This is a genomic window from Runella sp. MFBS21, assembly GCF_029433105.1.
In the GTDB taxonomy this organism is placed as follows: Bacteria; Bacteroidota; Bacteroidia; order Cytophagales; family Spirosomataceae; genus Runella.
In genome coordinates this window covers 408,858-424,343 of record NZ_JARNTW010000003.1, presented here as the reverse complement: position 1 = coordinate 424,343, position 15,486 = coordinate 408,858, and the positions used below count along the sequence as shown (strand labels likewise).

Below are 15,486 nucleotides of genomic sequence, written 5' to 3'. Positions count from 1 at the left end.
TTCTACTATTTCATGGTAGACTTTCCAAGTTTGTTATCAACGATTTAAGCAACTTGGAAAGTCTCTAAAGTTTGACGCGTTGTTTTAGGTTTAGACTATCCAAGTTTGTTTTTATTTCGTTATCAAACTTGGATAGTCTTCATCTAGTAGCCTGCGTTTTGAGTGATTTTGCTATTTTGATCTCTTACTACATTGGGGATAGGAATCAGCAATTTAGCTTGTGTCACGGCTTTACCTTTGCTCGGCAATACAGTAAGTGCGCGATTGGTTCTTTTTAGGTCAAACCAACGGTGAAATTCAAAAGCCAATTCAACGCGGCGTTCGTGTTCGGTGGCTAGCTCAATGCTATTGTATTTGGAAGGGTAGGCAGCGGTACCGTATTCAGGCAAACCTATCCTTTTGCGCACTAGATTTAAGTATTGAGCATCGCCAGTTGCTTCGGTCAACATCAACAACACATCGGCATAGCGTAGTACCATAAAGTTGTTGTTGGCGGCGATGCGTTGCCCAATGATGGGGGCGGTTTTGTCTTGCCATTTTTTAGGAAATTTGACTTTGGTAAATACGCCTTTTGCATCCGTAAAGCCTGTATCAATAGAGGCTACGCGGCGGCTATCTCCTGTCTCATATTCGGTCCAAACATCATCCACTACTTGATTCATACCACTTCCGTAGAAGCCAAGCGCGTTGGAGTTGGGAAAAAAGCCCAAATAATAATCACTGAAAGGAGCCGTAGAAGAGCCGCCTAAAAACTGAATTTCGAAGATAGACTCTTTGGTGTTTTTGTTTTTAGGATCCCAAAGCGAAGCATAGTTGGGAAGCAATTGGTACTGCCCACTATTGACTACTTCTTTGAGGGTATTGGCGGCGTTGGTTTTATCGCCCATGGTCAAATAGACTTTTCCGAGCAGCGATTGAGCCGCTCCTTTGGAAGCTTTTCCTACGCCAGCTGCGGAAGCTAGGGGGAGTTTATCAGCTGCAAACTGTAAATCTTTGACAATCTGAGCATATACTTCAGAGGCTGGTGAACGCAATACACCGTAACTTTCGGCGGCGGTAATAGGAGTAGTTACGAGCGGCAAATCTCCCCAAATCTGCACCATATTGAAGTAATAAAGTGCCCGTAAAAACATCATTTCTCCTTTGATTTTGTCTTTGCTAGCCGCGTCTAATTCGCTTGTTTCTACTTTACTAATCACGATGTTGATATTGTAAAGTGACCGATAAAAATCTTGCCAAAACTGATACACCATGGTATTGGCAGGCGCAAGGGTATAATCCCTGAATTGCCACTTATCGGCCATATTTCCCGAAATATTCAGAATCGTCACGTTATCGCCCATGAGTTCGCCCATGTATGAGATAGGTCCTTCGGGATTGTAAATGGTATAAAGCGTAGCGTAGGCGGCATTGGATGCCAAGTCAAAATCAGCTTTGGTTTTGAAAAATGTCTCAGCATTTGGATTGGAAACAGGGGCAAGTTTGAGAAAAGAATCGCTACAGCTGCTCATCACTACACCAGTGAGGCAGGCGGCCAGTATATGTTTAAACTTCTTCATTGCTTTGTTGGTTTTATTTGATTAAAAATCAGCTTTGATACCTACCGTAATCACGCGAGGCAGTGGATATGAACCATAATCTACCCCCTGAAACGCACCCGGCACGGGAGCATTTCCACTTGTATAAGAGCCAGAAGTCTCCATGCTGCTGCTGTAAGTAGTGGTGCCGTAGGTGGTATTTTCGGGGTCGTAGCCGTCTTTGTATTTGGTTAGGATAAATACGTTTTCGGCATTGACATATACCCGCGCCGATTTGCAAGCAATTTTGTTTAATAATTTGCTCGGAATCGCGTACGACAAGCGGATGTTTTTCATACGTAAGAAAGAGGCATCTTCTACCCAATAGGACGAAAATTGCTTTTGCAAACCTTTGTAGCTGACATTGGGTTTGAAATGAATCCCATCGCCGGGGTCACTTTCTGAGCGCCAGTAGTTGTACATACTCGCATAAAAATTACGGCCATTGTCCCAAGTGCCTAAATAGCGAATATTGTTGTTGGCGATTTCGCCACCGTAAGAGCCTTGTAGCATAAACGAAAACTCAAAACCTTTGTAAGACAGGGTGTTGGTCATACCTGCGATGAAATCGGGCTGATTGTTTCCGATGATGGTACGGTCGGCGTCGGTGATTTTTCCATCGCCATTTACATCTCTTACTTTAGGGTCGCCGGGGGTAGTGCTTGCGTGGTGAGGATAGGCATCGATTTCGGCTTGGTTTTTAAACACACCGTCGAAGATATAGCCATAAAAATTAGACACGGGTTGCCCTACTTCGGTTCTGACGGTCACGACATTATCCACGTATTGGATAGGGGCATTGCCGGGACCCAACTGCAATACTTTGTTGCTATTGCGAGAGAAGTTGAAGTCTGTTGTCCAGTTGAAATTTCCAACTACGTTTTTGGAAGTAATATTAAGTTCAATACCACGGTTGCGCATTTGCCCGATATTGGTCAACTGCGACGAAAAGCCGGTGATGTCGGGTACAGGCACAAACAATAGCATGTCGCGGGTCAGAGAGTTGTAGTACTCGATTGAACCAGAAAGGCGGTTGTTGAGTACCCCCAAATCCAGACCGATATTGAACATATTGGTTTTTTCCCATTTTAAGTTAGGATTGGCAATGTTGCTGACTCTTAGGCCATTTGACATGGTGCTGCCGTACACATAATTGGAGGCTGCCAAAAGGCTAATCGCACCATAGTTGGGGATTTGGTTGTTGCCTGTTACGCCGTAGCTTACTCTTAATTTCAAGTTATTGATGCTCTTGATGTTGCTCATAAAAGCTTCATCCGAAATGAGCCAACCTGCTGATACCGAAGGAAAATACCCCCATTTGTTGTTGTCGCCGAAGCGCGACATACCATCGCGACGAATAGCTGCAGTCAAAAAATAACGGCTATTGTAGTTGTATTGCAAACGAGCAATATAAGATAGCAAAGACCATTCGCTAGCGGTGGTGTTACCAGCTGTGACGGTTCCGGCGTTCAGGGTATGTACCAAATCATTCGGGAAATTGTTGGCGGCTACGTACATCGTTTCGTCGCGTTGTTTTTGCGAAGTATAGCCTACAAGTCCCGTAAAGGAGTGGTCACCGATTTGTTTGTCGTAAGTCAAAGTGTTTTCACTCAGCCAATTGAGCATGTAGCTGTTGCCTGCGTTGGCTTGAGCCGCGAGCACTGCCGAGTAGCCGTATTTTTGTTTATCATTCCAATAAAAATGATTGCGAGTATTGAAGAGATTGGCACTCAGACTAGTGCGGAATTTTAGATTCTTCAAAATATTGTATTCCAAATAAGCCGAGCCTAAGGTATTGAATGATTTGGTGCCTTTGTCTACTTCGCGGGTCAATGAGTACGGATGCCAAAGGTTCATATCGCCAAAGGCCGTAAAACGAAACCAAGTAGAGTTGGGGTCACGGTAGCCGAGGTTGCCATTTTCGTTATAAACTGGAAAATGAGGGTTGCTTTGAAGGCCAAGGCTAATCACGTCACTTTTTCCTTTGGTTCCTTCAGTGCGGTCAAAAATCGTCGTTACTCCCAAATTAAGTCCTACTGTAAGGCGGTCGGTTACGGCAGTTTTGATATTTGAGCGTAGCGCCAATCGTTTGTAGTAATTCATGTCTAGCACGGCAGTTTGGTCTAAATACGCCCCCGAAAACATATACTGGGTTTTCTCGGTACCACCTGACACAGAGATTTGACCATTGTAAGAAGGTGCGCCTCTAAACATTACATCTTGCCAGTTGGTACCTGTGCCAAACTGCTGAGGATTGGTCAGAAAATCTTCGGGGATTTTGAGCAACGTAGGACGAAGGGCGTTGCCATCGGTGGCTTTACCACCTGCATCAATCCACGCGTTGTTTTTGGCGTCGATGTAGGTTCGGATAAATTGTTGCGCGTCCATCATCTTGATTTGGCGAGTCACTTTTTGTGAACCATATTCAAAGTTGGCGCTGACGTTGGTTTTGCCTGCTTTTCCTAATTTGGTAGTAACAATGATAACCCCACTCGAACCTCTTGACCCATAAATCGCCGCTGATGAAGCATCTTTTAATACTTCTACCGACTCAATGTCCTGAGGGTTAATCATATTTAGGTTGAAGTTTTCCAACGGAACGCCATCTACTACCAGAAGAGGGTTTGTGCCAGCGGTGATAGAGCTCACACCCCGAATCTTGATAAAAGGGGAAGACCCTGGGGCACCTTGCGCTTGCGAAATATTTACACCTGCTACTTGCCCCGCTAGCGACTGTGCCACATTGCTGAAAGAACGGTCTTGAAATTGCTTATTGTTGATAGACGCTACTGCCCCCGTCACCGCTCTTTTGCTTTGAGTACCATACCCTACGACCACTACTTCATTAAGAATTTTGTTGGAGGGCATCAGGGTCACATCAATCACCGAACGTTTATTGATTGCGATTTCTTGCGATTCGTAGCTTACCGAACTAAATACCAAAATGGCATCTTCTGGAGCAGGAAGGCTATAAAGTCCATCTTGATTGGAAATAGTACCCGTAGTCGTGGATTTGAGTACGACTGATACCCCCGGAACAGGTTTCCCTGCTTCATCTAGTATTTTTCCTTTGACAGAAATTACTTTCGATTGACCAAAAACCTGAACAAAACAAAATGAAAGAAAAATAAAACAAAAGTACTTCAAGTACTTGGGTGGTAGAAAGGGTTTCATAGGGCGTAAGTTTGACGTGATAAAATACAAGTTTTTAGCTAAAAAATGCTGAACTATGGTAGGCAAAGCTAGAAAATGCCCTATTGATAGCTGTCCTGAACCGTCCTGATAAACGAAAGTAAACGAAAGTATGATTTTCGAATTCCGAAATTCCAAATATTAGATATGTTCAATTTTGGTTATTTGTATAATCTGAGGTAAAAGTTTTATTTTTTTTGAAAAATATCGCTTATGACGTTTTTGGGTGAGTAAATGATAATACAAAATATTGAAATAGTTTAATTTTGAACTCTGTGGTGCTACCTTGCTTTTAAGAATAATTTTAGGTAAAATTTTTTTGTTTTGTTTCTTTTTGTTTCTTTTGTTTGAAATTTAGTTTCGATAATCATAATTGAATGATGCTTTGGTAAAAGCCTACAAAAAAGACAACAGTTATAAATAAAGGGTTAAACAAAAGAGAGTTGCAATAGCAACTTGTGAATCAACAACAAAGCTGTCGAGGATTACGAATCAGTCTTAAGAATAAAGATTAGGGAGAAATAGATTGAAGAGCCTAAAACATCCTTTTTTGTTTTCTTATTATTTCTTTTCTTTGAAGAGAATGTGACTTTTAAAATATCAAAAAAGAAAACCAATGCTTCCTAATCAAAGAAGAGAAAAAATACTAGACCTGCTGCATGAAGACGGGTCGGCCAAAGTAGCTGACTTGGCCTTATTGTTTAAAGTTACGGAAGTAACCATTCGGCAAGATTTAGAAAAATTAGAAAAAGAAGGAATACTTGTGCGCGAGCATGGTGGTGCCTATCTCAAAAGCGTTAAAGACCAAGTACAGTCGTTTTCGTTGGTACATCAAGAAAACATGGACAAAAAAGAGAGTATTGCCGCTACGTGTTTGGACTACATCGACAACGGAGATACTATCATCCTTGATTCGGGTAGTACTACCACCGAAATTGCCAAAAAAATCAGAGGTAATCGTCGATTGACGGTCATCACCAATGCCATGAACATTGGGTTGATGCTAGGAGCAGAACAAAACATTGAGGTGATATTGACGGGTGGAGAGTTTAAGCCACCGACCTTGTCGTTGACAGGGCAAAAAGCAGCTGATTTTTTCAAAGGAATCCACGTACAAAAATTGTTTTTGGCGACGGCAGGTATTTCCCTCAAAGCAGGATTGACTTACCCGAGTATCAGCGACTTAGTGGTAAAAAAAGCAATGATTGATGCCGCCGAAACTACCTATCTCGTGGCTGATTCTACCAAAATCGGCAAAAGTGCTTTCGCAAGTTTGGGGGCACTGTCGCTTATCAGCTATTTGATTACTGATAGTGGTATTGAAAACAATCACTTGCAATTGTTTAAACAAAACGACATCGAAGTTATCATTGCTAAATAATCTCGCAACCAAAAGAACATGAACATAAAGGGACTTGAGTCCTGATTTTTTGACTATATGACAAGTATTGGAATTATTATCGGAAACCGGGATTTCTTTCCAGATAAGTTGGTAGCAGAGGCTCGCATTGATTGCATTGAGTTGTGTAAAAAGCTCAACATCAAACCTATTTTATTGAGCGATGCCGACACTAAGCTAGGGGGAGTCGAGACGTTTGGTGATGCTCAAAAATGTGCCACTCTCTTCAAAGCCCATGCCGAAGAAATCATGGGGGTTTTGGTGGTGTTACCCAATTTTGGGGATGAAAAAGGCGTAGCCGATACCCTCAAATTGTCGGGGCTTAATGTGCCAGTTTTGATTCAAGCCTACCCCGACGACCTCGACAAACTCGACGTAGCGCGCCGCCGCGATGCGTGGTGTGGCAAAATCTCGGTTTGTAATAATCTCTACCAATACGGTATCAAATACTCCCTTACCGAAAAGCACGTCATTCGTCTTACCGAAAGTAGTTTTGAAAAAGAGTTGCTAGATTTTGTGGCTGTTTGCAGGGTAGTGCGTGGTCTTCGCAATGTACGTATCGGAGCTGTGGGCGCGCGTCCAGGGGCATTTAATACGGTGCGTTACAGCGAAAAAATTTTACAACGCAATGGTATTTCGGTTACTACTATCGATTTATCGGCGATTTTGGGAAATGCCAATCGCCTCAAAGATACCGATGAGGTGGTCAAGCAGCGTATCGACAAAATCCGTGGTTATGCTTCAGTAGGGCGCACGCCCGACAGTCGCTTATTGCAGATGGCCAAACTCGACATTGCCCTCACCGATTTTATGGAGGAGTTTGCTTTGGATGCAACGGCGATTCAGTGCTGGACTAGTTTGCAGCAAAACTACGGCTGTAATGTATGTACTAGCATGAGTATCATGAGCGAAAATATGCTACCAAGTGCTTGTGAAGTAGATGTGACGGGCACCTTGAGTATGTATGCCATGCAGCTAGCATCGGGTTCGCCGAGTGCCTTGGTCGATTGGAACAACAACTACGCCAACGACGAAGAAAAATGCGTGCTCTTCCACTGTGGTAACTGGGCTAAGTCGTTTTTGCCCGACATCGAAATCAGTACGGCGCCTATTTTAGGAACTTCGGTAGGAGAAGAAAATACCTACGGCGCATTGGCCGGGCGTACCCCTGCGATGCCGCTTACCTATGGCCGTATCAGTACCGACGACCCCAAAGGCATCATAAAAGCTTACATAGGTGAAGGAATGTTGACCGATGACGAACTTCGCACTTTTGGAAATCGAGCGGTGGCAAAAATTCCTGATTTACAAGGATTAATGAAGTATGTGTGTCGCAATGGCTTTGAGCACCACGTAGTGATGAATGCTTCCAAAACGGCCCATATTTTGAAAGAAGCCTTTGAAAACTACATGGGTTGGGAAGTATATCACCATTAGTGCCCAATAAATATAGAAGATGAATTTAGAACTAAAATCTAGGGAATACCGCCGCAAAATCCTGAAGTATATTCTGAAGGCCAAGGCGGGGCATACGGGTGGGTCGTTGTCGTGTATTGATATACTAAATGTGCTTTATAATGAAGTACTGAATGTAAATCCTGCCAATGCGGATGCCTTCGACCGTGACCGATATATCCAGAGTAAGGGGCACTGTGTGGAAGCGTTATATGTGGTATTGGCCGACAAAGGCTTTTTTCCTGAATCTGATTTAGAAACACTGTGCCAATATCAGTCGCATTATATCGGACACCCTACGCGCAAAATCAAAGGCGTGGAGCAAAACACCGGCGCATTGGGGCATGGCTTGCCTATCAGTGCAGGCGTGGCTTTGGCGGCCAAAATGGATAGTTTGTCTTATCGCGTTTTTACGCTTTTGGGCGATGGTGAGCTGCCCGAAGGCTCCAATTGGGAGGCGGCGTTGTCGGCGGCGCATTACAAGTTAGATAATCTGTGTGCTATCGTTGACCTTAATGGTCTCCAAATCACCGCTCCTACTACCGAAGTATGTAATACCGAACCCCTCGACAAAAAATTTGAAAGCTTTGGGTGGGCCGTACGCCACGTAGATGGTCATGATATTGAGGCATTGAGAGCGGCGTTTGGGGCTTTGCCTTTTGAAAAGGAGAAGCCCAGTGTCATCATCGCACATACTGTGAAAGGCAAAGGCGTGAGTTTTATGGAAAATGAATTGAAATGGCACCACGGCGTCCCGACCGAAGCGCAATACAAACTGGCAATGGCAGAGCTTGAAAGCCCTCTAGCCCCTGAAGGGGGGATATGATTATCTACTACTTAATTTTAGTTCAAGTATTTTGTTAAATGTTTGATTTTCAGTAAGAAATTAAAATAAAAATGGGCAACGAAATGATAGATGTTCCCTTGGCAGGGACGGCGATTGCCAATCAAGAGGTATTTGCTGAAACGCTTCAGTCTTTGGCCGCGCTTGACAAGCAGGTCGTAGTAGTAACAAGCGACTCGCGAGGTTCGGGAAAACTGGTACCCTTTGGTAAAAAATACCCTGCTCAAATAGTAGAAGTAGGAATAGCCGAGCAAAACCTCGTAGGAATGGCGGCAGGATTAGCTTCTACCGGGAAAAAGGTATTTGCGGTTTCGCCTGCGTGCTTTCTGACGGCGAGGGCATTGGAACAAATCAAAAATGATGTGGCATATTCCAATAACCCTGTCAAACTCGTGGGTATTAGCGCAGGAGTAAGTTATGGCGCTTTGGGTTCGACTCACCATAGTCTTCATGATTTTGCGGTGCTAAGAGCCATTCACAATATTACAATCATTGCCCCAGCCGATGGTTTCGAAACAGCGCAAGCCGTAAAACAAGTAGCGGCTCTTTCCCAACCTTTTTATTTACGTTTTGGTAAAAAACCAATGCCTCTGCTCGACATAGAGGATACTATTCCTTTCGAAATCGGAAAGGGTAGGGTAGTAAGAGAAGGCGATGATATAGCGCTTATTGCCACGGGAGAGACCGTCTATCCAGCCCTGCAAGCAGCACATAAGTTGGCTAGTGAATACAATGTGGAAGCGACGGTTATCAGTATGCACACCATCAAACCTTTGGACGAGGAATTGCTGGCTCAAGTGGCGCAAAAATGTAAAGCCATTTTGACCGTAGAAGAACACAGCGTCTATGGCGGCTTGGGAGAAGCTTGTGCAGCATGGCTTTTAAAGAATAGATATCATAAAGCTTTTGACCTTATGGGTATTCCTGATGAATACACCGTGACGGGCTCCCAAACCGAAATCTTTAACCATTATGGTATTTCCGAAGAAGGCATTGCTCATCGAGCTTTAGCATTATTGCGAGTTTAATCCACCTCAATATGATTAGATACCTTTCCCTAAACCACTATTCCTAAAATCAATGAGGCTATTCGTTTATGTTTTTTTGTTGTTTTCCATTAGGTACTTATACGCCCAACCTTCCGAAAAACTTCGGGTACTGATACTGACCGACATCGAAAATGAACCCGATGATACCCAATCGATGGTGCGGTTTTTGACTTACAGCAATCAGTGGGATATTGAGGGCATTGTGGCTACGACTTCTATTCACCAACGCGACCGTACTGCTCCAGAGAGTATTCGGAAGATTGTGAATGCCTACGACAAAGTACGGAGCAATTTATTATTACACGAAAAAGGTTTTCCTGAAACTGCTTTTTTGCTGGGTATCATTAAATCGGGTTATCCCAAATGCGGTATGGAAGCCGTAGGCGAAGGGAAAGATTCCGAAGGCTCCGAATGGATTATCAAACAAGCCGACAAAAACGACCCTCGACCGCTTTGGATTCCAGTTTGGGGTGGGGCCAATTGTTTGGCGCAAGCCCTTTGGAAAGTCAAAATGACCCGTACACCTGATGAAGTGGCAAGATTTGTGTCAAAACTTCGGGTTTATACCATTTCAGACCAAGACGATAGTGGCCCTTGGATTCGCAAAAATTTCCCACAGTTGTTTTATATCGCAAGTCCCGGTTTTCATGCCAATGGTGCCTATCATTATGCTACTTGGTCGGGGATCAGTGGCGATAAGTTTCACGGACGATTTTCGGGTGCTAATTTCGGTATCGTTGACAATCCTTGGCTAGAGCAACACATCCGCAAAAATCACGGGCCGTTGGGAGAAGAATATCCAGCCGTGAAGTTTTTGATGGAAGGAGATACGCCTACTTTTTTGTACCTCATTCCCAATGGCTTGGGCGACTCTGAGCATCCTGACTATGGAAGCTGGGGAGGGCGTTATGAGTTTTATACACCTCGTACTCAAAAGTGGTTTTATGAACCCGAAACCCGCCCTCTTTGGGCGGATGCCGTAGATGAAGTCATGGGTATGGATGGTAGCTACCAAACCAGCAACAAAGCCACGATTTGGCGTTGGCGTGAGGCATTTCAGCACGATTTTGCCGCAAGGATGGATTGGTGTGTAAAGTCTTACAAAGAGGCCAATCACCCGCCCGTTGCCAAACTTTCTCATGCTCATCTTCTGAAAGTAAAAAGTGGCGAAAAAGTACAACTGAGTGCTAAAGGCAGCACCGACCCTGACGGCAATATCCTCAAATACGATTGGATATATTATGCCGAACCTGGTACTTATGGCAATAAAAACGGAATTCAAATCAATGATAAAACCAAAGCTGAGGCTTGGTTTGTGGCGCCTAAAGTAACTCAGCCGGAGACTATTCACATAGTGTTGGCGGTATCCGACAATGGTACGCCTTCTTTGACTCGTTATCAGCGGGTGATTGCGACAGTTTTTCCCTAAAAGTGTATCGACAATGATTAATTATCTGTGGCAATTGAAAAATAATAGCGGGATTGTTTTTAGCCTTGCTTTTTGTCTCTTGTTTTTTGGGAGCTGTTCAAACAAAAATACATCGGAGACTCCGAAGAAAATGGCTATTATCATTTCGACGCTCAACAACCCTTGGTTCGTGTTTTTGGCCGATAATGCCGCCGCCAAAGCCAAAGAACTTGGCTATGAAACCAAAATTTTTGATTCACAAAATAACACGGCTCTAGAATCTGACCATTTTGAAAATGCGTTGGTATCGGGTTACAATGCTATTCTTTTTAACCCAACTGACGCCGAAGGCTCGGTAGTAAATGTTCAGAAAGCCAAAGCAGCGGGCGTGCCCGTATTTTGTATGGATCGGGAAGTCAATTCGGTCGATGCCGCCACTTCCCAAATCTTATCAGATAGCTATTCGGGCTGTGTGTCGTTGGCTAAGTATTTTGTGAAACAAATGAAGAAAAAAGGCAATTATGTAGAACTCCTCGGATTGGTGGGCGACAACAACACCTGGGCGCGTTCACAAGGATTTCATAGTGTGGTGGACAATTATACGGGGCTAAAAATGGTGGCACAGCAAAGTGCTGATTTTGACCGTAACAAAGCCATGGAAGTTTTGGAGTCTATCATGCAAGCTCATCCCAATATTGATGCGGTCTTTTGTGGCAACGATGCCATGGCTATGGGTGCTTACCAAGCACTTGCAGCAGCAGGAAAGGCCGATAAGGTCAAGGTTTTTGGGTTTGACGGAGCTGCCGACGTGGTAGATGCCATCAAAGACGGAAAAATTGCCGCTACCGGTATGCAATTTCCCAAAGTAATGGCTCAAACAGCTGCTATTTATGCCGACCAATATTTGAAAGGGAAAAAAGATTTTCCTCAAAAACTGCCCGTTGCCGTCGAATTAGTAACCAAAGAAAACATTGAAGATTATGCCGCATTCGGAAAAAAAGAATAATCTGACCATAAAGTATTTGCTAGGGCTGGGTGCCGTGTTGTTTTTGGGGTATCATTCTGTTTATTTCAAAAAATTGGATGAAGTCAGAAGTGCGGCCAATAAGAAGTTTGACGCGGCAGCCTATGCTCAGAAATTTTTTACCTCAACCCTCACCCCACAGCTTGCCAATGCCTCAGGGATTCAGGAGTTGATTCAACTATTGACGATTTCTAAAGACGAAGCTTTTGAAAAATATGCCTATGCTACGGCAGTAGGAAGTATCAAATACTTTTTAGTGAAAGGTACGGGGATTATTACCGCTATCAACGAAGATGAAATAAGCCTTCAAATGGGCAATCAATCGCTGACTTTGGCTACGGAGTTTATTTATGGCAATGCCATTCGTGATGTTACAGGTTTGTTTGACATTACGTCTTTTACCAATACTGCCGATATCAATAATGTATCGGCTGAGTTGAATAAAATTGTAAAAAACAAGGTAATTCCTCCTTTCAGGGCAAAAGCCAAAGTGGGTGATAAGGTGGCTTTTACAGGAGTGATGGAGCTAAACAGCGCTCGCCTCAATCTTGATAATATCGAAGTAATTCCTATTTCTATTCAGTAGTATTCTATTCCCAAAATCGACCTCATTGTGCTTGTTGCAGACAACATAACCAAAAAGTTTTCGGGTGTTACGGCGCTAGACCGTGTGTGTCTCGAACTCCACGAAGGCAAAGTAAATGCCATTTTGGGAGAAAACGGGGCCGGCAAATCTACCTTGATGAAAATCTTGTCGGGAGTAGATAATGATTACGAAGGGCAGATTGTGTGGCACGCTCAGCCTATCCGCTTTCAAAATCCCAAAGAGGCGCAACAGGCTGGAATCGCTATCATTCACCAAGAACTCAACCTGATACCTTACCTGAGTATTACGGAAAATATCTTTTTGGGTCAAGAAATCCTGACTAAATGGGGAACGCTTCATAAACAAAAAATGCGCGATCAAGCCACGGTTTTGCTCCAAAAACTTAGGCTGGATATAGACCCCGCTACTCCTGTTCAGGAACTAAAAGTAGGACAGCAACAGCTAGTTGAGATTGCCAAAGCGTTGCTATTAGAGCCAAAGGTCATCATCATGGATGAGCCTACCTCCGCCATTACCGACCAGGAGGTCGAGACCCTCTTTGGCATCATCGAAGAGCTAAGGGCTGACAATAAGACCATTGCGTATATCTCCCACAAACTCGATGAACTGTTTCGCATTGCTGATCGCTACATTGTATTGCGCGATGGTAAATCTATCGAATCAGGAAATATTCAGGGAATGACTCATGACCAATTGATTCAGAAAATGGTAGGTCGCGAAATCTTCATCCCACCGCCAAAAATTATTTTGAATAACCAAGAAAGTGTACTGGAAATCAATGGTTTATCTTTGAAAAAGCCTAATCATAAAGAGAGTTTTATTTTATCAGATATTTCTTTTCATCTCAAAAAAGGCGAAGTGTTGGGAGTCTTTGGGCTGATGGGGGCAGGCCGTACCGAACTCCTCGAAACGATTTTTGGGCTACATCACGCGCAGGCTACGGGGCAGATACATCTCAACGGAGAGCCACTTCATCTTAAATCATCCGTAGAGGCAGTGAAGGCAGGTTTGGCCTTGGTACCCGAAGATAGAAAAAGGGACGGTATCGTGCCTGGAATGACCGTGAGCCAAAATATAAGCTTGGCTTCTTTGGGGGAGCGGGTCGAAAAAAATGGGTTTTTGAGTAACCAAGCCGAATCCCAATTGGCCGAAAAATACATTCAAGAACTAGGCGTAAAAACCTCATCGGCGCAGCAACTTATCAAAAATTTAAGCGGCGGAAATCAACAAAAGGTGATTTTGGGGAAATGGCTTGCCACGCATCCCAAGGTATTGCTGCTCGACGAGCCTACCCGTGGAATAGATATTCATGCTAAAAGTGAGATTTATAAACTGATATTGAAATTGGCGGCCTCGGGTTTGGGAATTATGATGGTTTCTTCCGAATTACCCGAAATTTTTGCGGTTTCAGACCGCGTACTGGTATTGGCCGAAGGCAAGCTAACACTAGAGATTTTGACCCAAAATGCCACCGAAGATATATTATTGAAAGCCGCCATTCCCAAAGTTTTATAGAATTGAAGGAGACTATTATTTATATAATTTGAATCGGAAAGAACCATAATCAGGACACTTAACCACAACGGAGAAAACAAACAACCCTGGGTGGCCCCGTTGTGCTTTAGCACTTAAAAGAAATGCAAACAACCCTTGATTCACAAAAAAAACTTTTGTCTAAACTTCAACCTCTGATAGCCCTTTTTGTGCTGTGTTTGGTGATAGGCTTACTATCTGACAAATTTTTTACCGTTTCCAATTTCTGGAATGTACTACGCCAGATTTCAGTAAATATCTGTATTTCAACGGGTATGACCCTCGTGGTGCTTATGGCAGGGATTGATTTGTCGGTAGGGTCAGTACTGGCATTGAGTGGGGCGGTCACCGCTGGTTTATACAAATCAGGCATTGAGTTTCCTACCCAAAATCTTTTTGTAGGTTTCACACTTTTGGGAGGCATTTTAGCGGGCATCGTAGTAGGTGGGTTATTGGGATTTTTCAATGGTATGGCTATTACGCGTTTCAAAGTACCTCCTTTTGTAGCTACTTTGGCCATGCTGACCGTGGCGCGTGGTCTGACCATGCTCTGGACACAGGGATTTCCCATCAGTGGATTGGGCAAAGACTTTGCTTTTTTCGGTACAGGCTGGTTTTTGGGTGTTCCTGTGCCAGTTTGGATAAGTGCCTTAGTGGTGGGTTTAGCGATTTTACTTTCCAACAAAACCAAAATCGGGCGTTATATCTATGCCATTGGAGGCAATGAAAATGCGGCGCGATTGTCGGGAATTAATATCAATCGGGTCAAAGTGATTGTGTACACATTGGCGGGTATGTTGGCGGCAGTAGGAGGTTTGATGGTAACTTCGCGTCTTGATTCTGCACAGCCCAACGCCGGTACAGGCTACGAACTTGACTCTATTGCGGCAGTGGTGATTGGTGGCACTTCGTTGTCGGGAGGAAAGGGCAGTATCGGCGGGACCGTCTTGGGGGCTATCATCATTGGAGTGCTAAACAATGGCTTGGTATTGCTTAATGTATCGCCTTTTTGGCAACAAGTAGTCAAAGGACTGGTGATTTTGATAGCGGTTGTTATCGACAAAGCCAATACCAAAAACCACTGATTTTAGGCTGTTTTTTTCTAACGCAAAAGACTTATTTAACACAAGTACTTAAAGTAAATGCGCAAAGTTAAACTAGCTTATAACTGTTTGTTAGTTGCTGATTATCAGTAATTAAAAATTAACGGTGCGTAAGCACTTACTGCATTGTTAGCTAAGTTTTTTAAGTTTTTTCCGTCGATTGGCGCAAATTTAAAGTTGCAGAAAAACGCAGATAGGAGACGGTATAAAGCCCTTTTTTAGCGAAAATCTGCGTTTGTATTGTTCAGCGGATTTCTGCGGGTAAAAACAAAACTTTTTACTTAACAATGTACTT

11 protein-coding genes are annotated in these 15,486 nt (G+C 43.6%); 9 read left to right on the top strand and 2 right to left on the bottom strand.

Going from position 1 to position 15,486, the window contains the following annotated elements; translation table 11 throughout:
- Positions 1-143 precede the first annotated feature (143 nt).
- Both P1X15_RS09200 and P1X15_RS09195 read right to left on the bottom strand, forming a co-directional pair.
- Positions 144-1,559 carry a RagB/SusD family nutrient uptake outer membrane protein gene (locus P1X15_RS09200; protein ID WP_277337853.1) on the bottom strand — a complete coding sequence of 472 codons (1,416 nt, stop codon included), beginning with the start codon at positions 1,557-1,559 and terminating at the stop codon, positions 144-146.
- 21 nt (positions 1,560-1,580) lie between these two features.
- On the bottom strand, positions 1,581-4,751 hold the full coding sequence (locus P1X15_RS09195; protein WP_277337852.1) for a TonB-dependent receptor: 3,171 nt from the start codon (positions 4,749-4,751) through the stop codon (positions 1,581-1,583).
- Between the two features lie 634 nt (positions 4,752-5,385).
- Here P1X15_RS09195 and P1X15_RS09190 point away from each other — a divergent pair.
- The 9 genes from P1X15_RS09190 (at position 5,386) to P1X15_RS09150 (ending at position 15,173) form a co-directional block, all read left to right on the top strand.
- A complete protein-coding gene (locus tag P1X15_RS09190; RefSeq protein WP_028666839.1) occupies positions 5,386-6,150 on the top strand; it encodes a DeoR/GlpR family DNA-binding transcription regulator in 765 nt (254 codons plus the stop codon).
- A 57-nt stretch (positions 6,151-6,207) separates the two neighbouring features.
- On the top strand, positions 6,208-7,605 hold the full coding sequence (locus P1X15_RS09185) for an L-fucose/L-arabinose isomerase family protein (protein ID WP_277337851.1): 1,398 nt from the start codon (positions 6,208-6,210) through the stop codon (positions 7,603-7,605).
- A gap of 19 nt (positions 7,606-7,624) precedes the next feature.
- Positions 7,625-8,449: a transketolase gene (locus P1X15_RS09180; protein WP_277337850.1), complete on the top strand. Its 825-nt coding sequence runs from the start codon at positions 7,625-7,627 to the stop codon at positions 8,447-8,449.
- 83 nt (positions 8,450-8,532) lie between these two features.
- Complete coding sequence (locus tag P1X15_RS09175; RefSeq protein ID WP_277337849.1) at positions 8,533-9,495, top strand: transketolase family protein; 963 nt, start codon at positions 8,533-8,535, stop codon at positions 9,493-9,495.
- A 52-nt stretch (positions 9,496-9,547) separates the two neighbouring features.
- Complete coding sequence (locus P1X15_RS09170; RefSeq protein WP_277337848.1) at positions 9,548-10,945, top strand: DUF1593 domain-containing protein; 1,398 nt, start codon at positions 9,548-9,550, stop codon at positions 10,943-10,945.
- A gap of 130 nt (positions 10,946-11,075) precedes the next feature.
- Positions 11,076-11,930: a D-ribose ABC transporter substrate-binding protein gene (locus P1X15_RS09165; RefSeq protein ID WP_277337847.1), complete on the top strand. Its 855-nt coding sequence runs from the start codon at positions 11,076-11,078 to the stop codon at positions 11,928-11,930.
- Positions 11,905-12,534 carry a DUF2291 domain-containing protein gene (locus P1X15_RS09160; protein WP_277337846.1) on the top strand — a complete coding sequence of 210 codons (630 nt, stop codon included), beginning with the start codon at positions 11,905-11,907 and terminating at the stop codon, positions 12,532-12,534. The genes P1X15_RS09165 and P1X15_RS09160 overlap by 26 nt, the downstream gene beginning before the upstream one ends.
- 27 nt (positions 12,535-12,561) lie before the next feature.
- A complete protein-coding gene (locus tag P1X15_RS09155) occupies positions 12,562-14,070 on the top strand; it encodes a sugar ABC transporter ATP-binding protein (protein WP_277337845.1) in 1,509 nt (502 codons plus the stop codon).
- 122 nt (positions 14,071-14,192) lie between these two features.
- Positions 14,193-15,173: an ABC transporter permease gene (locus tag P1X15_RS09150; RefSeq protein ID WP_277337844.1), complete on the top strand. Its 981-nt coding sequence runs from the start codon at positions 14,193-14,195 to the stop codon at positions 15,171-15,173.
- The last annotated feature ends 313 nt before the right edge of the window (positions 15,174-15,486 follow it).